At 76.6% G+C, this 17,417-nt stretch carries 15 protein-coding genes; all 15 read left to right on the top strand.

All coding sequences use genetic code 11. From position 1 onward, the window contains the following. Nucleotides 1-4: 4 nt before the first annotated feature. The 15 genes from ACFPIJ_RS17475 to ACFPIJ_RS17405 are packed head-to-tail and all read left to right on the top strand — an operon-like array spanning nt 5 to nt 17,288. On the top strand, nt 5-655 hold the full coding sequence (locus ACFPIJ_RS17475) for a hypothetical protein (protein WP_380116097.1): 651 nt from the start codon (nt 5-7) through the stop codon (nt 653-655). Beyond that, complete coding sequence (locus ACFPIJ_RS17470; RefSeq protein ID WP_380116096.1) at nt 652-1,521, top strand: hypothetical protein; 870 nt, start codon at nt 652-654, stop codon at nt 1,519-1,521. Before ACFPIJ_RS17475 ends, ACFPIJ_RS17470 begins: the two co-directional genes overlap by 4 nt. Then, nucleotides 1,518-2,639 carry a Pvc16 family protein gene (locus ACFPIJ_RS17465; protein WP_380116095.1) on the top strand — a complete coding sequence of 374 codons (1,122 nt, stop codon included), beginning with the start codon at nt 1,518-1,520 and terminating at the stop codon, nt 2,637-2,639. Before ACFPIJ_RS17470 ends, ACFPIJ_RS17465 begins: the two co-directional genes overlap by 4 nt. After that, nucleotides 2,636-4,543 carry an ATP-binding protein gene (locus ACFPIJ_RS17460; protein WP_380116093.1) on the top strand — a complete coding sequence of 636 codons (1,908 nt, stop codon included), beginning with the start codon at nt 2,636-2,638 and terminating at the stop codon, nt 4,541-4,543. Before ACFPIJ_RS17465 ends, ACFPIJ_RS17460 begins: the two co-directional genes overlap by 4 nt. Continuing rightward, nucleotides 4,536-4,718 carry a hypothetical protein gene (locus tag ACFPIJ_RS17455; protein WP_380116091.1) on the top strand — a complete coding sequence of 61 codons (183 nt, stop codon included), beginning with the start codon at nt 4,536-4,538 and terminating at the stop codon, nt 4,716-4,718. Before ACFPIJ_RS17460 ends, ACFPIJ_RS17455 begins: the two co-directional genes overlap by 8 nt. Next, the gene (locus ACFPIJ_RS17450) at nt 4,718-5,362 is read left to right on the top strand and encodes a hypothetical protein (RefSeq protein WP_380116089.1); all 645 of its coding nucleotides are present in this window, start codon (nt 4,718-4,720) and stop codon (nt 5,360-5,362) included. The genes ACFPIJ_RS17455 and ACFPIJ_RS17450 overlap by 1 nt, the downstream gene beginning before the upstream one ends. Nucleotide 5,363: 1 nt before the next feature. Next, the gene (locus tag ACFPIJ_RS17445) at nt 5,364-5,630 is read left to right on the top strand and encodes a hypothetical protein (RefSeq protein WP_380116088.1); all 267 of its coding nucleotides are present in this window, start codon (nt 5,364-5,366) and stop codon (nt 5,628-5,630) included. Nucleotides 5,631-5,634: 4 nt separating this feature from the next. Continuing rightward, the gene (locus tag ACFPIJ_RS17440; RefSeq protein ID WP_380116087.1) at nt 5,635-6,723 is read left to right on the top strand and encodes a hypothetical protein; all 1,089 of its coding nucleotides are present in this window, start codon (nt 5,635-5,637) and stop codon (nt 6,721-6,723) included. Further along, nucleotides 6,723-7,208, top strand: coding sequence for a phage baseplate assembly protein V (locus ACFPIJ_RS17435; protein WP_380116085.1), 486 nt, complete (start codon nt 6,723-6,725; stop codon nt 7,206-7,208). The genes ACFPIJ_RS17440 and ACFPIJ_RS17435 overlap by 1 nt, the downstream gene beginning before the upstream one ends. Further along, on the top strand, nt 7,205-7,537 hold the full coding sequence (locus ACFPIJ_RS17430) for a hypothetical protein (protein ID WP_380116084.1): 333 nt from the start codon (nt 7,205-7,207) through the stop codon (nt 7,535-7,537). The genes ACFPIJ_RS17435 and ACFPIJ_RS17430 overlap by 4 nt, the downstream gene beginning before the upstream one ends. Further along, nucleotides 7,534-7,905: a GPW/gp25 family protein gene (locus tag ACFPIJ_RS17425; protein ID WP_380116082.1), complete on the top strand. Its 372-nt coding sequence runs from the start codon at nt 7,534-7,536 to the stop codon at nt 7,903-7,905. The genes ACFPIJ_RS17430 and ACFPIJ_RS17425 overlap by 4 nt, the downstream gene beginning before the upstream one ends. Continuing rightward, entirely contained in the window at nt 7,902-10,238 is a 2,337-nt protein-coding gene (locus ACFPIJ_RS17420) for a baseplate J/gp47 family protein (RefSeq protein WP_380116080.1), read from the top strand. The genes ACFPIJ_RS17425 and ACFPIJ_RS17420 overlap by 4 nt, the downstream gene beginning before the upstream one ends. After that, nucleotides 10,235-12,766, top strand: coding sequence for a baseplate J/gp47 family protein (locus ACFPIJ_RS17415; protein WP_380116078.1), 2,532 nt, complete (start codon nt 10,235-10,237; stop codon nt 12,764-12,766). Before ACFPIJ_RS17420 ends, ACFPIJ_RS17415 begins: the two co-directional genes overlap by 4 nt. After that, the gene (locus ACFPIJ_RS17410) at nt 12,763-14,796 is read left to right on the top strand and encodes a hypothetical protein (protein WP_380116076.1); all 2,034 of its coding nucleotides are present in this window, start codon (nt 12,763-12,765) and stop codon (nt 14,794-14,796) included. The genes ACFPIJ_RS17415 and ACFPIJ_RS17410 overlap by 4 nt, the downstream gene beginning before the upstream one ends. Further along, a complete protein-coding gene (locus ACFPIJ_RS17405) occupies nt 14,793-17,288 on the top strand; it encodes a hypothetical protein (RefSeq protein ID WP_380116074.1) in 2,496 nt (831 codons plus the stop codon). Before ACFPIJ_RS17410 ends, ACFPIJ_RS17405 begins: the two co-directional genes overlap by 4 nt. Nucleotides 17,289-17,417 lie beyond the last annotated feature (129 nt).

Genomic DNA, 17,417 nt, shown 5'->3' with positions numbered 1-17,417 from the left:
CCCGATGACCCCGGCCACCCTGCCCGCCGCCGCGCCGCCCTCGCTGCCGGCGCTCGCCGCGGCACTCGCGGCACCGACCGAGCTGGCCCAGGCCGTCGGGGTGCTGGCGGCCGCCGGGGTGCCGACGGCAGGGCTGACACTCGGCGGCGGGGACCGGGTGCTGCTGGGCCTGCACCGGGCGCTGACCGGCCGGGACGTCGCGATCGCGGCGGCCTGCCCGTCCTGCGGCGTGCTCGGCGAGGTGGTCCTGACCGCCGACACCCTGCCGCCGCCGTCCGGCGTGGGGGACGGGCCGGTGCGGCCCCCTACCTACGCGGACCTGGCCGGGCTGCCGGTGGGCTCCGCCGGCGCGGCCGAGCTGCTGCGCCGCTGCACGGTGGCCGGGCGCGGACCGGCCACGGCGGATGACCTGGCGGGCGTCGACGACTCGCTCTGCGGGCCGCTGGTCTTCGGCTGCCCGGCCTGCGCCGAGCCGGTCCGGTGCGCGGTCGACGCGCAGACCCTCGCGCTGCGTGGCCTGCTGGACCTGCTGCGCCGCTATGACCGCGAGATCCACCTGCTCGCCGCGGCCTACCACTGGGACCTGGCGACGATCGAGGCGCTGCCGGACTCGCGGCGCAGCCGCCTCGCCGCCTACGTGGAGGCGGAACGGTGAACCCCCTCGCCGCGCTCGTCTCCCGGGCGCACCGGCCCGCCGCGCAGCTCGGTGCGTTGAGCCCGATCGAGTACGGCCTACCGGAATCCGTGCCGGCACTGCCCGCCGAGCCGACGCCGGAGATGGCGGCCCCGGCGGCCCTGCTGGCCCCGGTGGCCGCGGCGGCCCCGGCGGACCTGAAAGCGCCGACGCCGCCGACGGACCAGGCGAATCTTGTCGTGCCGACCGGGCGCGCGGATGAACCACCTGTCGAGCCGGTCGCCACGGAACCGCCGGTCGCCGACGCGCGGCAGGTCCCCGCGCCGCCGTTCGAGACGTCCCCGCCGGACCCGGCCGCGGCGCCGTTTCCGGCGGAGGTGACCCATCCGGCCGCGGTCGTCGAACCCGGCCGCCCGGGCACGCCCACGCCTGCGGTCCCGCCGTCCTTCCCCGCGGACCTCGACGGTCCGGTGCCGACCAGCGCGGCCGTCCAACCGGCGGAAGGCGGCCCGGCGCCCGGGCAGGTGACCGTCACGGTGACCCGGGCCGGCGATTCACCGGCCGCCGTCGAGGTGTTCGACGTGCCGGCGCCGGTGAACCCGGCAATCGACCCGGACCGCCCGCCGCTGGTCGGCGCGGCGGCTGACCGGCCGGGTCGCCCCACCCGCGACGCCGCCACCTCGAGCATCCCGTCGGCGTTCAGGTTGCCGGCGGTTCCCGCCGCGCCGGCCCCCGCACCGGCGCCCGCCCCCTCGGCGCCCGCGCCGGTCGTGCGGATCGACCAGATCACCGTCGTCACCCCGCCCGCACCGCCCGCCGTGCCCGACCCGTTCGGTTCGCTGCACGCCCGGCGCGCCGGCAGCTCCCGGCACGGCGGTGCACGATGAGTACACCCGCCAACGCCATCCAGGTCGCCGACACCGTCCTGAAGCGACTCGCCGAGGCCGGCATCGCCGACGCGGGCATCCAACCGAAGCCGGACGTGACGATCGGCCCGCTCGACCGGGAGGCGGACGGGCCGCGGCTCAACTGGTACCTGTACCGGATCACCCCGCACCCCGGGTTCCGGGCGATGGAGCACCCCAGGACCGGCACCGTGACCTCCCTCGGCCGGCCACCCCTGGCGCTCACGCTGCACTACCTGCTCTCCGTGTACCCGGCCGCGCTGACCAGCGCCGGCGATCAGGAGCTCGTCGCCCACGTCACCCTGGCGGCGGCGATGCGCCGGCTGCACGAGAGCGCGATCGTCGGCGCCGGCTCGCCGTTCCTGCCCGCGTCGAGCGACCTGGTGGAGCCGCTGCGGATCACGTTGCAGAGCCTCGACCTGGAGGCACTGACCAAGGTGTGGACCGCGGCGGCCCAGCCGCTGCGGCTGTCGGTCGGCTACGAGATCAGCCTGGTCGTGGTCGAGCAGCAGGCCCGGCACGTGCCGGGCGCGCCGGTCGGGTCGGCCCGGACCCTCGTCGGCACGCTCGGCGCCCGCCTGCTCGGCGCCGCGCCGACCCGCATCGGCGCCGACACCCCCACCGTCGTGCGGGTGCTCGGCGGGTCGGCGGAGACCGCGTTCCAGCTCGCCGCCGAGGTGGACGACCCGGCGGGCGCGCCGGCCGGCGGCTGGCCGATGACCGTGCTGTCCCAGGACGTCGACGGTGTGCGGATGCGCCTGCCCCGCGACGACCTCGCGCCTGGGGTGCGCCGGCTCGACGCGGTGTCCATGATGGAGGGCCTGCCGGCCGGCCGGGACAGCATCGGCCTGACGGTCGTGCCCACGGTGCTGTCGCTGGACCGGCCGCCGACCGCCGGCAGCCCGGTCGTGCTGACCACCGCGCACTGCGCCGCGGACACCGAGGTATTCCTGGACGGCCGGGCGGTCGCCCCGGACAGCGTGTCGGCCACCTCGGTGACGGTCACCGTGCCGGCCGCGACGGCACCGGGCGGCCACGCGTTCACCCTGCGCTCGCGCCGGGTGGCCGGGCCCGCCTTCGCGTTCGAGGTGGCGCCGTGAGCCTCGACCAGCTGACCGTGGCCCCGCCGGACGGCGGCGACCTCGGCCTCGGCTGCGGGCTCGCCGCGTGGCGGCTGGCCGTCGACGGATACCTGCGCCGGCTGCGCGGCGCCTGGAGGTCGGCCGGTGGCGAGGACGACGATGTGGCGCGGCTGCTGGCCGGCATCGACCCGGCCGCGCCGGTCGACCCCAACGCCGACGAGTTCCGAGCCGCGAGCCGGACCGCGATGACCGCGGGCCGGCTGGGCGTGCTCGCCACCTCGTTCGGGCTCGACGAGGCCGGCGCGCTGACCGTCGCGGCGGCCTGGTGGGCGGACACCGACCCGCAGTTCGGGGTCGCGCTGGGCTGCTGCCACGACGACGGTGCCCGCCGGTACCCGACGGCCGCGCTGCTGCGACTACTGCTCGCCGGGTTCGACCTGCCGGCGCCGGTCGAGCACACCGACGCCGACCCACTGATCCACGGCGGCGTCCTGGCACCAGCGCCCGGGCCGCACGCGCCGCTGCGGCTGACCACCGCCGCCCGCCGCCACCTGGCCGGCACCGCACCCATAGCCTGCGCCGACCTGCCGGACAGCGGCGGCGGAACCGACCCGCTCGTGGCCGGGTTGAGCCGCGCGATCCGCGGCGGCGGCACCGTCCTGCTGCGTGGCCCGGGAGCGCGGGCGGTCGCGCTCGCCGCGGTCCTGCACGCGGGCCGTACCCCGGTCGAGGCCGACTCCGTCGCGGAGTGCCGCTTCCTGGCCAGGGTCTGCGCCGCGGTCCCGGTGATGAGCGCCGAGGACCTCGTCTCGTCCGGCTGGCGACCGGCCGACGGCGCGCTGCTCGCGCACGGCCCGCACGGCGCCGGCGGCACCCCGGACACGTACACGGTGGACCTGCCGGCCACGCCGCTCGAGGCGCGGGTCGCGGCCTGGCGGACCGCGTTCGCCCGCCACGGCCTGCCGCCCGGCGCCGCCGACGGGCTCGCCGCCCGGTACCGGTTCGGCCCGGCGGACATCGCCGACACGCTGCGTCGGGCGTTCACCCGCGCCCGGGTCGAGGGACACCCGCCCGGACCGGACGACGTCTGGCACGCCGCGCGGCACCGGCCCGGGCACGACCTCGCCCGCGTCGCGACCCCGGTGCAGCCGGTGTTCACGCTCGACGACCTGGTCCTGCCGGCCGAGACCCGCCAGCAGCTGGACGAGCTGGTCAGCCACGTCCAGCTGGCCCACCAGGTGCTGGAACGCTGGGGCTTCCGGGCGGTGCTGCCCCGCGGGCAGGGGGTCGTCGCGCTGCTGCACGGCCCGCCCGGCACCGGCAAGACGATGGCCGCCGAGGCGGTGGCGAACGCGCTGGGCCAGGACCTCTACCGGGTCGAGCTGTCCGCGGTCGTCTCCAAGTACATCGGGGAGACCGAGAAGAACCTGGCGCTCGCGTTCGAGGAGGCCGAACGGGCCGGCGCGGTGCTGCTGTTCGACGAGTGCGACTCGCTGTTCGGCAAGCGCACCGAGCAGCGCGACGCGCACGACCGGTGGGCCAACCTGGAGGTCAACTACCTGCTGCAGCGCGTGGAGACGTTCGCCGGCCTGGCGATCCTGGCGACGAACAAGCGCACGGCGCTGGACGAGGCGTTCCTGCGGCGGCTGCGGTTCACGATCCGGTTCGACCCGCCGGACCCGCAGCTGCGGGAGCAGCTGTGGCGGCGGGCGTTCCCCCGCGACGTCCCCACGCGCGGCGTCGACCCGGCGGCACTCGCCGGTGCCGAGCTGGCCGGTGGGCACATCGTGCAGGCCGCGCTCGCCGCCGCGTTCCTGGCCGCCGCGTCCGGCGGGCCGGTCGAACCGGCGCACCTGGACCGGGCCATGCGGCGCGAATACGAGAAGCTCGGCAAGTCCTGGATCGGCGGCGGTCATGGCTGACGAACCCGCCCGCCGGCTCACCGTGCACGTCGACGCGACGCCGGACCCGCACCGCCTGCGGGCCGCGATCGCCGGCGCGCTCAGCGGGCACGCCACCGGAGCCGGCCCGGAGGCCCAGATCGCCCGCGCGGTCGCGGACGCCGTCCGTGAGTCCACCGTGGAAGGACACCGCTGATGCTGCTCAAAGGGATGCTGCTGTCCTTCTCCGACCCGGTGCTCGGGCTGATCCCGACGATCGTGTTCTGCCAGTACAACCCGGTCGAGGTGACCCGGACGTTCACCGCCACCACGGCCGGTGCGGGCCCGGCCGGCGGCACCGGGTCAGCCGCGGCCCGCTCCGCCCCGGTGCCGGCCGGCGAGGAGTACACGCTGAAGCTGGAGTTCGACGCGACCGACGGGCTGGCCGACAGCGCCCCGCTGACCACCGCGCTCGGCATCTCGCCGCGCCTGGCCGCGCTGGAGATGCTGATGCAGCCGGTCGGCAGCTCGCTGCTCGGCGGGCTGGTCGGCGACCTGCTCGGCGCGGGGAAGCCGAAGGGGCACGCGATCCCGGTCGGCCGCCCGCCGCTGGTGTTCTTCGCGTGGGGACCGACCCGGATCACGCCGGTCCAGGTGAAGTCGCTGGTGATCCGGGAGACCGCGTTCGACGCGCTGCTCAACCCGATCCGGGCCACCGCCGACGTCGGGCTCACCGTGCTGCGCACCGCCGACCTGCCCAAGGACGAGAAGCTCGCCCGGCTCGCCGCCGACTTCTACCGGGGCGCCCGCGAGGTCAAGGCGGTGCTGCAACTGCCGCAGATGCTGGAACTGGGAGGCTGACATGCCGTCGCGGTACGCCGGACAACCCACGATCACCGTCCCGACCCCGGACGGCGGCACCGTCGTCATGTCCGCGCCCCGGATCGCGCCGGCGCCGGCCGGGACCACCGGCTCGTACACTGTGCGCGACGGGGACCGCCTCGACCTGCTCGCCAGGGCGGTCGTCGGGGACAGCACCGCCTGGTGGCGCATCGCCGACGCCAACGACGCCGACGACCCGGCCGACCTGGAGACCCCCGGCCGCCGCGTGAACCTGCCGGGCGCGTGACGCGATGGCCAACACCACCCTGCTGCTGGAGATCGACGGCACCGAGATCGGCGCCGACGACCTGGCGAACCTCGACGAGATCCTGGTCGAGGAGGCCACCTGGGAGGCCGACGCGGTCACCCTGTCGGCGAAGCTGGAGCCCACCGACGACGGCGAGTGGGTCAGCCTGCTCGACCCGCTGGTCGTCCCGCGGACCCCGCTCGTCGTGCAGGTCACCCGCGGCGACACGGTGTACCGCTTCGACGGCTACTCCACCGAGGCGACCTGGGAGATCGACGCCGAGGGCAGCTCGAAGCTGACCGTCAAGGCGATCGACCGCAGCCTCGACCTCGACGCGGAGGAGAAGGTGGTCGGCTGGCCGGGCAGCAGCGACTCGGCCATCGCGTCGGCCATCTTCGCCGCATACGGGATGAGCGCCGAGGTCACCGACACGCCCGAGGGACCCGACCCGGACGTGCACGTGGCGTTCCAGCGCGGCACCGACTGGGCGTTCCTGCGGGCACTGGCGGGCAAGTGGGGCTACGTCACCTACCTCGACGCCGCGGAACAGGGCGTCACCGGCTACTTCGGGCCGCTGGACCCGACCGCCGACCCGCAGGCCGAACTGGCCCTCGGCTTCGGCGGGGACGCGTTCAAGGTGAGCGTCGAAGGGCTGCTGACCGCCGGCCACCGGGTGATCGCCACCCGCGTGCCGCCGCTGTCGGACACCCCGGCGACCGGTGACTCGGCCGGTGACGCCGATGCGCAGGGCGCCACGTCGCTCGGCGGCGCCGTCACCGTGCTGCTCGCACCCTCCGATGTGGAGGGTGAGGTCGACCCTCAGGAGGCGGCCGACGGGATGGCGCGGCGCTCCGCCTACGGCATCACCCTGACCGCGGAGGTGGACACCGACCGGCTCGGGGTGCTGTTCCGGGCCCGCCGGCCGGTGCTGGCCAAGGGGCTCGGCAGCACGCTGTCCGGGCAGTACCTGGTGGAGAAGGTCCGGCACCAGGTCACGCTCGGCTCGCACCGGCAGAAGCTGACGCTGCGCCGCAACGCCCTCGGGGTCACCGGGGCCGAACCGTTCGGCGCCCTCGGCGGGGGGCTGCTCTGATGGACCGCTTCCCCGGCCGGTACGTCGGCACGGTCGCCGACAACGACGACCCCAAGGGCCTGTGCCGGCTGAAGGCGACCGTGCCCGAGGTCCTCGGCGAGGAGACGAGCGGCTGGTGCCTGCCGTCGCTGCCGTTCGCCGGCGACGGGGTGGGCCTGGCCCTCGTCCCACCCGCGGGCGCGGTCGTCTTCGTCGAGTGGCCGGCTGGGGACCTGACCCGGGTGCCGGTGTGGTCCGGCGCGGCCTGGGCCGACGGCACGGGCGTGGAGGGCGCCGGGCCGGACCGGATCCTGCTGGTCACCACCGCCGGGAACCGGCTGGAGATCCGGGACACCGCCGACGACGAGGCGATCGTGCTGACCGCCGCCTCCGGCGCCGAGATCACGCTGGACCCGTCCGGCGTCTCGGTGGTGTTCGGCGGCCAGTCCATGACCATCACCGACTCGTCCATCTCGTTCAACGACGGCGCCCTGGAGATTTCATGAGCGCGTACTTGCTGCACCAGGGGATCAGCATCACCTGCCCGCACGGCGGGACCGGCGTGGTGTCCCCGGCCGACGTGCCGGTGCGGGTCGGCGGCAACCCGGTGCTGCTGGAGGACGCGACCGTGTCGATCGCCGGGTGCGCGTTCAACGTCAGCGGCGCGCCGCAGCCGTGCGTCAAGGTGCGGTGGCAGGCCCCGGCGACCCGGGTGAAAGTGAAGGGCACGGCGGTGCTGCTGTCCTCCTCGGTCGGGCTGTGCGTCAACGGGCCGGGCGCGCCGCAGGGCCCCGCCCAGATCTCCGGATACCAGACGAAGGTGAGCGGGCGATGACCCCGGCCCGGCACCCGTACCGGCTGGCGGCGGCCCGCCGGCTGGAGGAGGCCGACCCGGCCCGGCACATCGCGGACCTGGTCCGCCTGGTCCTGCTGACCTCGCCGGGTGGACGGCTGCACCGGCCCGACTTCGGCGCCGGGCTCGGCGCCGACGCACTCTTCGAACCGGTCGGCGGTGCGCTCAGCGGCCTGGTGGAGCTGCGGGCCAGGGGCGCGCTCACCGACGCCCTCGGCGACCGGATCGTGGTCGACTCGCTGACCGTCGGCACCGAAGGGGAGAGCACGGTCACGGCCGTGGTCGCCTACCGGCTGCGGGACACCGGCGAGCCAGCCACGCTCACCGTGCGGGTGGGGGTGCCGGTATGACCACGCCGTCGCCGGTGCACCGCCCGGCGCTCCTGCTCGACCCGGCGACCGGCGTGCACGGCCTGCGGGCCGCGGGCGCCCGCCTCGACGGCGCGCTGCGGCGGGTCGACGTCTGGCTGTTCGGCCCGCCCCCGCCCGCACTCGCCGACCCGGCCCGGTGGCGGCTCACCCCGCCACCGGGCGCGCGGACCGCCCGGGTCACCGGGGCCGCGGTGGACGGCGGCCGGGTCGTGCTGACCGTCACCGGCAGCCCGGACCCCGGCCGGTACCGGCTGGACGTGCTGCCACCGCCCGCGGTCCCGTTCGACCCGTTGCGGACCTGGCTGCCGGTGCGGCTGCGGCCCGAGTGCGACGACAGCGCCAGCTGGCTGCCCGCCGCCGAGCCGGAGCCGGCACCCCGCCCGTCGCCGGTGCACGACTACCTGGCCAGGGACTGGGCCGGGCTGCGGCAGGCGCTGGTCGAGTTCCTGCACCGGGAGTACCCGGACGCCGACCTGTCGCCGGCCGACCCCGACATCACCGTCGCCGAGCTGTTCGCCCACGTCGGCGACCTCCTGCACTACCGGCTGGACCGGCAGGCCACCGAGGCATACCTGGAGACGGCCCGGCGGCGCACCTCGGTCCGCCGGCACGTCCGGCTGGTCGACTACCGGCTCGGCGAGGCCGTGTCGGCGCGGACCCAGGTGCTGGTGCAGCCACCGCCGGGCGCGGCACCCTTCGCCGTGCCGGCCGGCACGGTCGCCGCCGACGCACCCGGCTCGCCGCTGGCGTTCACCGTCGAGGCGGACCTGACCGTGCAGCCGGCCCGCGGCGAGATCCCGGTGTACGACTGGACCGGCGACGCGTTCGAGCTGCCCGAAGGGGCTACCGAGTGCGTACTGGTCCGCCCGGCGCCGGCCGACCCGCTCGGCGACGCCTGGCTCGGGCCCGGCGACCTGCTCGCGTTCGAGGTGGTCGACGCGAGCGACACCGCCCGGCAGCACGCCTGGGCGGGCCGGGCGGTGACCTGGCCGTTGCCCGGGCCGGCGTTCCGGGAACCGCTGCCGAGCCGCCCGGCGCACGTCGTCGCGCTCACCGCGGTCGCCCCGCTCAGCGACCCGCTCGCCCCGGCCCTGCCGCTGTACACGGTGCGCTGGTCGCCCGCCGAGGCGCTGCCCCGCGCGTACCCGGTGACCGTCGACGACCGGGCCGGCGCGCCGGAGGTGACCGTCGCCCGCGCGAACCTCGTGCCGGCCCACCATGGCCGGCTGGCCGCCGGACCGGGAGTGCTGCGGGCCGGGCCGCCGGGGGAGTACCACCTGGATGCCGCGGCCACCGGGCCGGTAGCCAGGCGCGCCGACGGCAGCCCGTACCGGTTGGACGTCGACGTCGTGCTGCCCTCCGGCAGCACCGTCCATCCGGATCTGGTGCCGTCGCTGGTCGAGGTCGCCGACCCGGTGCTCGCCTGCGTGCTGGAGACCGAGGACGGGGTGCCGCCGGTGCTGCGGTTCCGCACCGGCGCGACCGGACTGCTCCCGCCGGGCGGCAGCACGGTCGCCGCGGCGTACGAGGTCGGCGCCGGCACCGACGGGAACCTGCCGGCGAACGTGCTGCGCGTCCTGGAGCGTAACGTCGCCGGCCCGGGCCTGCCGCCGCAGTGGCAGCAGGTCGCCGCCGCCCGCAACCCGGTGCCCGCAGCCGGCGGCGCCGAACCGGAGCCCCTCGACCGGGCCCGCCGGGACGCGCCCGAGGCGTACGCGGCGAACCCGCGCCGCGCGGTCACCCCGGCCGACCACGCCGGCTACCTGAGCGGGCGGCCCGGGGTGCAGCGCGCCGCGGCGACCCGGGAATGGTCCGGGTCGTGGCCGGTGGTGCGGACCTCGGTCGGGTTGGCCGCCGATCCCGCCACGGTGGAGGCCGACCGGCTCGACCGGCTGCGGGCCGCCGCCGACGACGTGCGGATGCTCGGCACCGAGGTCGCCGTCGTCGCCGGAATCCCGGTCGGGCTGTTCCTCCAGCTGACCGTCTGCGCGACGCCCACCGTGGACGCCGACGCGCTGCGCGGGCAGATCCTTGCGCTGCTGCGCCCGGGCACCGTCCGCCGGCCCGGCTTCTTCCACCCGGACCGGATGGGGCTGGGCACGCCGGTGTACGTCTCGGCGGTCGTCGCCGCGGTGGCCGCGCTGCCGGGGGTGGACCGGGTCGAGGCGACCCAGGCCCGGCGGGTCACCGACCCGGCGTCGGTGCGCCTCGACGTGCTGACCGTCGGCCCGGGCGAGATCCCGGTGCTCGACGACGATCCCGCGCAGCCGTCGCGGGGCCGACTCGACGTGATCGTCGGAGGTGGCCGGTGAGCTTCGAACCCGCCGTCGTCCCGCCCGGGCTGGCCCGGCTGCGCCGCCGGCTCGCCACGTACCACGACTTCCTGGACGAGCTCGTCCGGGACATCGAGCAGTCCACTGTGGATGGTGAACCGCTGGGGCGACGGTGGGACGTGGAGGGCGACCCGAGAGCGATGAAACTCGCCCAGCTGTGGGCGTACGTCGCCGAGGGCGTCGCCGCGTACACCGAACTGGCCGCCGGTGAGGCGTACCTGCCGACCGCGCAGGACTGGACGGACCTGCGCCGGCTGGCCGGGCTGGTCGGGTACCGGCCGCAGCAGCGGGTCGCCGCGCAGGGCTGGGTCATGGTCGACACCGACCGGGGTGCCGCGCCCCTCGTGCCGGCCGGCACGAGGGTCCAGGCACCCGGCACCCCGGACCGCCCGGCGCAGGTCTTCGAGGTGGCCGAGGAGACGCAGCTGTACGCCGACCGGGCCGGCCTCACCGCCACCCCGGTCCCGGTGCCGGCCGCGCCGACCGGGCCGACCCTGCGTTTCCTGCAGGACCCAGGGTTCCGGGTCGGTGACCGGGTGCTGTTCGTCGAGGAACTGGCGCCGACCGGGCCGGCGGCCCCGCCGCCGTGGAGCGCCGACTGGTCGACCTGGTGGATCTGGCTGATCTGGTGGTGGTACCTGTACCAGGCGGCGATGAGCGCCGGCGCCACCCCGCTCGCGGTCGCCAGGGTGCGCAAGCGGGTCGCCGACCTCGGCACGGTGGTGGTGACCTTCGACCGGGACCTCGGCCCGCTGCTCAGCGACCCCAGCAAGGTGTACGCCGCGTACCGCGTGGTCACGGCGGCCGGTTCGGCCCGGCGGCAGACCGCGGCGGTGCGCATCCCGGCCACCGGCGCCCCGAGCGCGACGAACGACAAGCTGCAGCTCGCCGCCTTCTACACGGGCCCGGCCAACCTGGAGAGCGCCGCGGTCGTGCTCGACACGCAGCTCGACGAGCTGTCGCCGGGCCAGCGGGTCGCCGTCGTGGACTGGGGCCTCGGCCGGGGCGCCACGATCGAGACCACCAACCTGCCGGCCTGCGACGTGGCCGAGCCGACCATGCACTCCAGGCTCGACTGGGAGGTCGCGCCGGGCTCGACGGTGCCGGCGTCACGGCTGCAGTTCGGCAGCCAGCTCGCGGCCCTGGCCCGGGCCACCATCACCGGCCGGCCCGTCCGGGTGTACGTCGTCGGGCCCAGGATCCCCGCCCAGCACTACGACCTGCCCACGGCCGTCACCGGCAGCCCGGCCCGGCTGCGGCTCTACCCGGCGCCCGGCGCGGCCCACCCGGTGCAGCGCATCACGCTGCGGAACCCGGCCGGGACCTGGGACGTGCTCGCCTGCACGCCGGCCCCCGCCTCGGCGCAGGAGCTGCCGCCGCCCGGCGGCGGGCCGGAGGCGCCCCGCGGGCTCATCGTCGACCTCGTCGGGGTCGCCCTGCCGCTGCCCGCCGACCGGGCGCCGGCCAGCGCCAACCTGGTCCGGGTCCGGCACGGCAGCACCACGGTGAGCACCCTCGGCAGCGGCGACGCGAGCCGGCCCGGCCAGCGGTTCGCGGTGCCGAAGGCGCCGGTCACCGCCGACCTCGCACCGGACGGCACCCCGGTCAGCACGCTCGAGGTCCGCGTCGCCGGCCTGCTGTGGCCCGAACGGCCCACCCTGTACGGCGCCGGCGCCACCGACGCGTACACCACGGCGCTCGGCCCGGACGGGGCGCAGACCGTCGTGACCGGCGACGGCGTCGAGGGCAACCGCCTGCCCACCGGGCGCAACACCGTCGCCGCCACCTACCGCGTCGGCGGCGGCACGGTCGGGGAGCTGCCCGCAGGGGCGATCACCGCGCTGCTCGGCAGCGTCCGCGGGGTCAAGCGCGTCGTCGGTGCCGGGCCCACCAGCGGCGGCGCCGACCAGGACGACCCGCGCCGGATCCGCCGGCTGGCGCCGGGCCGCTCCCGCGTCGGTGACCGGGCCGTGTCCCGCGCCGACCTGGCCGACCTGGCCCGCGCGTTCCCGGGGGTCTCGCACGCGGCCGCCTGGCGGGGCGCCGGACCGGCCGGCTGCCCGTGCGGACGGACCGGCGAGCACGTGGCGTTCCTGCGGCTCGGGACCACCGGGCCCCGCCCGCCCATCGGGGCGGAGGTGGCCTCGCTCGCCGCCTACCTGGACGGCCGCCGCGACGTGACCGTCCCGCTGTGCGTCACCGCCGGGACGGTGACCCTCCTGCCGCTCACCGCGCAGATCGTGCCCGACCCGCGGGCCCGGCCGGCGGACGTGGTCGCCGCCGTCGTCGCGCTGCTCACCGCCGCCGGCGGCCCCCTGGACCCATTGGACCGGGCGCTCGGCGTGGCGCTGGACCGGTCCGACGTGATGGTGCACGTCCACGCCGCCGCGGGCGTCGTCGGGGTGCCGGTGCTGACCCTCGGCGCCGCACCCGCCCAGGGGCCACCGGCCCGGTACGAGCTGGTGGCGCTGGCACCCGACCCGGTGGTCACGGCGGTGACCCCGTGACCGGGACGGTCGCCCGGTGGCTGCCGCCGGCCGTGCGGGCCGAACCGGAGCCGGGCGCGCCGCGCCTGCTCGACGTGTTGCTCGGCGGGGTCGACCGGCAGGTCGAGGCGCTGCACGCCGACCTGGACCGGCTCTGGGAGGACTTCTTCATCGAGTCCTGCGCCGACTGGGCGGTGCCGTATCTCGGCGCGCTGCTCGGACTGCCGCCGGACGCCGGCCGGCGCGAGGTCGCGTTCGCGGTGGCGCTGCGGCGCCGCAAGGGCACCCCGGCGGCGCTGGAGGACTTCGGGTTCGTGGTGACCGGGTTGACCGTGCGGGTGCTGGAAGGCTGGCAGCACACCGTCTGGGCGCAGCGGCCCGGGCACCCGCCGCCGCTGCGGGTGGCGGTGCACGCGCCGGGCGACCGGGTGGCCCGGGCCCGGGCGAACGGGCCGTTCGAGACCGGCCGGCGGGTCTTCACTCCCGGCGGCCGCTGGCATCCGCGCGCGGTCACCGCCGTCGTCTGGCCGTGGCAGGTGCGGACGCTCACCGACACCGCGGCGGCGCCGCTGACCGAGCCGAACCGGTTCGCCCTCGACCCGCTCGGCGGGCAGGTGCCGCTGTACCTTCGCCCGCGCCGCCCGCGGATCGCGTCGGAGTCCGAGCCCGACGTCGCCGGCACCCGCACCGGCGACGAGACCGACGCCCCGGTCCGGGCCACCTACCGGGTGCTGGAGGCGCTCGGTCCGGTCACCTACGGCGCGCTGTGGGACCTTCCGGCCGCGCATCCGCTCGCCCGGCCCGGTGCGCTGCTGAGCCTGACCGCCGGTGGCGGCCCGGTGGCGGCGTCGGCGCTGCGGTTCGGCGCGGTCCCGGCGACCGGTGCGGTGCCCGCGCCGCCCGGACCCGGCCAGGTGCTCGTCGACCCGAACCGCGGCCACGTCCAGCTCGGCGGCGGGCTGACGGGGCCGGTGCGGGCCACCTGGCACCGGGCGTTCGCCGGCACGTTCGGCGCGCTCGCCAGCCGGGCCGAGGAACGGCCGGCCGCCCGGGTCGTGGTCGTGGTCAACCCGGCCGCCGCCTCGGCCGAGCCGACCCTCGCCGCCGCGTTCGCCAAGGCGCGCACGCTGTCCGCCGGCCTCGACCCGACCGCCGGCCGCGACGGTGTGCCCGACGTGGAGATCCGGCTGGAGACCTCCGACCGGCTCGCCGCGCCGCCGCCGCAGGCGTTCACTCCGGCCGCGCCGCGCTGGCGGATCGTCGCGGCCGGGGCCACCCCGACCGTCGTCGGCGACCTCGCGCTCGACCTCGACGGCGGCCGGCTGGAACTGGCCGGGTTCCTGCACAGCGGGGCCCTGCGGCTCGGCGCCAGGCTCGCCGCCGTCACCCTGGACGGGATCACCCAGGACCCGGCGGCCGGCGGTGTCGAGGTCGCGGCGGACGCGTGGGAGCTCGCACTCACGTTCCGGCGTTGCGTCGTCGGACCGCTGCGCGCCGACCTGGGTGCGCTGCCGGTGACGATCGCGGACAGCGTGGTGGACGGCCGGCGCCGCCGCGCCCGCCCGTGCGGCGGCGACCCGCAGGCCGCCCCGCCGGTCGCCGCGGTCGACCGGGCCAGCCGCTTCGCCCCGGCGCTGGTGACCAGCGCGGTGACGTTCCTCGGGCCGGTCGCGGCGGAGTCGGTGTCCGCGGTGGACTCCGTCTTCGCCGACGGCCTGGAGGTCGTGCAGCAACAGGAGGGCGGCGTCCGGCACAGCTACCTGGCCCGGCCCGCGAGCGGCCCCACCCGGTGGCCGGTCACCTATGCCAGCGGGCCGCACCCGCCGCCCAGGTTCGTCTCCGACGGCTTCGGCGCGGCCGGATACGCGGCACTCGACTACGCCGACGACGCGCACCCGCTGCTGCGGGCGGCCGGCGACGGCGGCGAGGTGGGCGCCTACCACGAGGCCGGCCGGGCGGCACTGATCCGGCGGTTCGCCGGGCGTATCGAGGAGTTCGTGCCGCTGGGGCTGCGTGCGTCGGTGGTCGTGGCGGATTGGGAGGAACGATGACCGGCGACTACACCAAGGTGCCCTTGCGGCGGGACGAGCGGTGGACCGGCGCCCGGCTGCAGCAGGGCCGGGTCCTGGTCGAGCACGAGTGGAACCTCAACCTCGACGCCACCACCCGGGCGCTGGCCGAGGCGGCCCGTGACGTGGTCGGGGCGGCCGGCGTGCCCGACGGCAGCACCGCGTTCAACGTCTCGGTGGTCACCGCGCCGGCGCTCGACCTGGAGATCGCCGCGGGCCGGATCTGGGTCGACGGTCAGGCCGCCTTCGCACCCGGTCCGGTCCGGTACAGCCAGCAGGACCGCATCGCCCCGCCACTGCCGGCCGGTGGCCGGGTCCTGGTGTACCTGGAGGTGTTCCAGGAGCACGTCCAGCCGGCCGAGGACTGGACGGCGCTGGTCGACCCGGCGCTGCACCCGGTCGACTCGGCGGCCCGGACCAGGGTCGGCTGGCGGGTCCGGGCGGTGCCGACCGCCCAGACCACCTGCGCCCAGGCGATGTCCGCGGCGAACCTGGTGCCGCTGTCGACGGGGCGGCTGACGATCGACCGCACCGCGCCGCCCTCGGCCGGCGACCCGTGCTCGCCGCCCGGCGACCCGCGCGGGACCGTGCCGGACGGGCTGCTGCGCGTCGAGGTGCTCGACCCGGGCACCGCGACCACCGCCCGGTTCGCGTGGTCCTACGAGAACGGCGCGGCCGCGGTGCCCGTGCAGGCGTTCACCGGCGACACGGTGACGCTCGCGTTCGCCGGCGGGGTGAAGTTCGCCCGGGACGACCTGGTCGAGGTCTCCTGGCTGGCCCGCCGGCAGGACCGTCAGCCGCACGGCGCCCTCTACCGGGTGGTGGACGTGACCGCCGGCGCCGGCGGTGACGTGCTGCAGCTCGGCCGGGCGGTCGGCGCGCCGGCGGGCGCAGCCGGTCTGGCCGTGCGGCGATGGGACGGCGAGTCGGTCGGCGGGACCGGCCAGGTGCCGGCGCCGCGCGGCACCCGCAACCTGGGGGTGTTCTTCACCGCCGGCTCCGGCAACTACCAGACCGGCGACTGGTGGGGCGCGGCGCTGCGGCCCGAGACCGAGCCGTCCGTGGAGCGGCGGGTCACCGCGGCGCCCGACGGGGTGCCCCGGGCGTTCGTCCCGCTCGCCCTGGTCAACCTGGACACGAAGGTGGTCGAGCGGGACTGCCGGCCGAAGTTCCGGCCGCTGACCGAGCTGCGCGACCGGTCCACCTGCACGGTGACCGTGTTCCCCGGCGAGGACCTGCAGACCGCGGTCAACGCGTTGCCGGCCACCGGCGGCGAGATCTGCCTCGCGGCCGGCGAGTACGTGGTGCACACGCCGGTGGTGATCAGCGCGCCCAGGGTCACCCTCACCGGCGTCGGCCCGGCGACGGTCATCCGGGGCGCGTCCGGCGTGGAGTCCGTCATCGCGTTCTCCGGCTGCCAGGACGCCCGGCTCAGCGACGTCCAGGTGGTCGCCGGCGCCGGGCCCGCGCCGCAGCAGGGCGGGGCGGTGACGTTCGTCAACTGCGGCGAGGTGACCGTCACCGGCGCCGTGCTGGGCCGGCCGGACGGCCCGACGCCGGACGGGTCTGCGCTGACCGTCCGCAACTGCCTGCGGGTGCGGGTCACCGGCAACCAGTGCACCGCCGGCGCCTGGCAGACCGGCATCCTGGTCACCGGCGGCCTGGACGTGCTCATCAAGGACAACACGGTCCGGTACGTGCCGGCCAAGACCGCCGGTCTGGACACCCTGCCCCGGGAGATGTTCGCCAGCGTCCTCGCCGCCACGATCCGCCTGGTGCCGGCGGCGCAGCTGCAACCGTCGGTCCTGGCATTCGCGCAGGAGTTCGACAAGCGGGCGCCGGTCCTGATCGGCCAGCACGGCACCCGGCGGCGCGCCTCCGTGGTCTTCGCCCGCTACGTCACCGGACCCACCCGCCCGGCCGACATCCCCGAGTCGTGGTGGAACGGGCTGCGCGACGCGCTCAGCAACTACCTGGCCGGCGGCGCGGGCATCAAGCTGGCCGGGGCGATGAACTCGATCCGGGTGCTGGACAACACGGTGCACGACTTCACCCAGGGCATCCACGTCGGGTACGCCGCCAGCCAGGGACGCACGGTCCAGGTGCGCGGCAACACCGTGCGGGTGATGGTGCCGTTCGACCACCGCCGCGACCGGCACGCCGTGGCTGTCAGCAACGTGCACTCCACCTGGATCACCGACACGTTCGCGGAGCTGGTCGTCACCGGCCGGCGGCTGACCAAGCTGAACACCCCGGTCGACGGGGTCAGCCTGTACGGCCAGCTCGGCCCGTTCGCGCTGGTGCGGCAGAACAGCTTCCTCGGCTTCAGCACCGGCGTGCGCTGCCAGCAGAGCACCCTCGCGCCGAACGTCAACAACCGCGCGTGGGTGGTCGCCGAGACCGTCGCGTCCGGCGGCACCGCCCTCGTCACCACGCTGCCCGTCGTGGCGGAGAACAACTTCCCGAAACCGTGAGAGGGGAAGTCAGGTGTCCGACTCGACGCTCGTCAGCGGCGGAATGATCACGTATCGTAGGAATTGCATGCGGTTCCGCGTGGTTGCGTTCGGGCTTGATCTAGGCGTCGTCCGTCGAAATCGTCGGGT

Origin of the sequence: Dactylosporangium cerinum (genome assembly GCF_042653625.1) — a bacterium.
GTDB lineage: Bacteria > Actinomycetota > Actinomycetes > Mycobacteriales > Micromonosporaceae > Dactylosporangium > Dactylosporangium cerinum.
This window is presented reverse-complemented; position numbering and strand designations above follow the sequence as displayed.

What these genes read in the sequence shown, in the direction of transcription:
- ACFPIJ_RS17430 (WP_380116084.1), top strand. Translation starts at nt 7,205, where the DNA reads ATGAGCGCGTACTTGCTGCACCAGGGGATCAGCATCACCTGCCCGCAC.
- ACFPIJ_RS17425 (WP_380116082.1), top strand. Translation starts at nt 7,534, where the DNA reads ATGACCCCGGCCCGGCACCCGTACCGGCTGGCGGCGGCCCGCCGGCTG.
- ACFPIJ_RS17420 (WP_380116080.1), top strand. Translation starts at nt 7,902, where the DNA reads ATGACCACGCCGTCGCCGGTGCACCGCCCGGCGCTCCTGCTCGACCCG.
- ACFPIJ_RS17475 (WP_380116097.1), top strand. Translation starts at nt 5, where the DNA reads ATGACCCCGGCCACCCTGCCCGCCGCCGCGCCGCCCTCGCTGCCGGCG.
- ACFPIJ_RS17405 (WP_380116074.1), top strand. Translation starts at nt 14,793, where the DNA reads ATGACCGGCGACTACACCAAGGTGCCCTTGCGGCGGGACGAGCGGTGG.
- ACFPIJ_RS17440 (WP_380116087.1), top strand. Translation starts at nt 5,635, where the DNA reads ATGGCCAACACCACCCTGCTGCTGGAGATCGACGGCACCGAGATCGGC.
- ACFPIJ_RS17455 (WP_380116091.1), top strand. Translation starts at nt 4,536, where the DNA reads ATGGCTGACGAACCCGCCCGCCGGCTCACCGTGCACGTCGACGCGACG.
- ACFPIJ_RS17450 (WP_380116089.1), top strand. Translation starts at nt 4,718, where the DNA reads ATGCTGCTCAAAGGGATGCTGCTGTCCTTCTCCGACCCGGTGCTCGGG.
- ACFPIJ_RS17445 (WP_380116088.1), top strand. Translation starts at nt 5,364, where the DNA reads ATGCCGTCGCGGTACGCCGGACAACCCACGATCACCGTCCCGACCCCG.
- ACFPIJ_RS17465 (WP_380116095.1), top strand. Translation starts at nt 1,518, where the DNA reads ATGAGTACACCCGCCAACGCCATCCAGGTCGCCGACACCGTCCTGAAG.
- ACFPIJ_RS17435 (WP_380116085.1), top strand. Translation starts at nt 6,723, where the DNA reads ATGGACCGCTTCCCCGGCCGGTACGTCGGCACGGTCGCCGACAACGAC.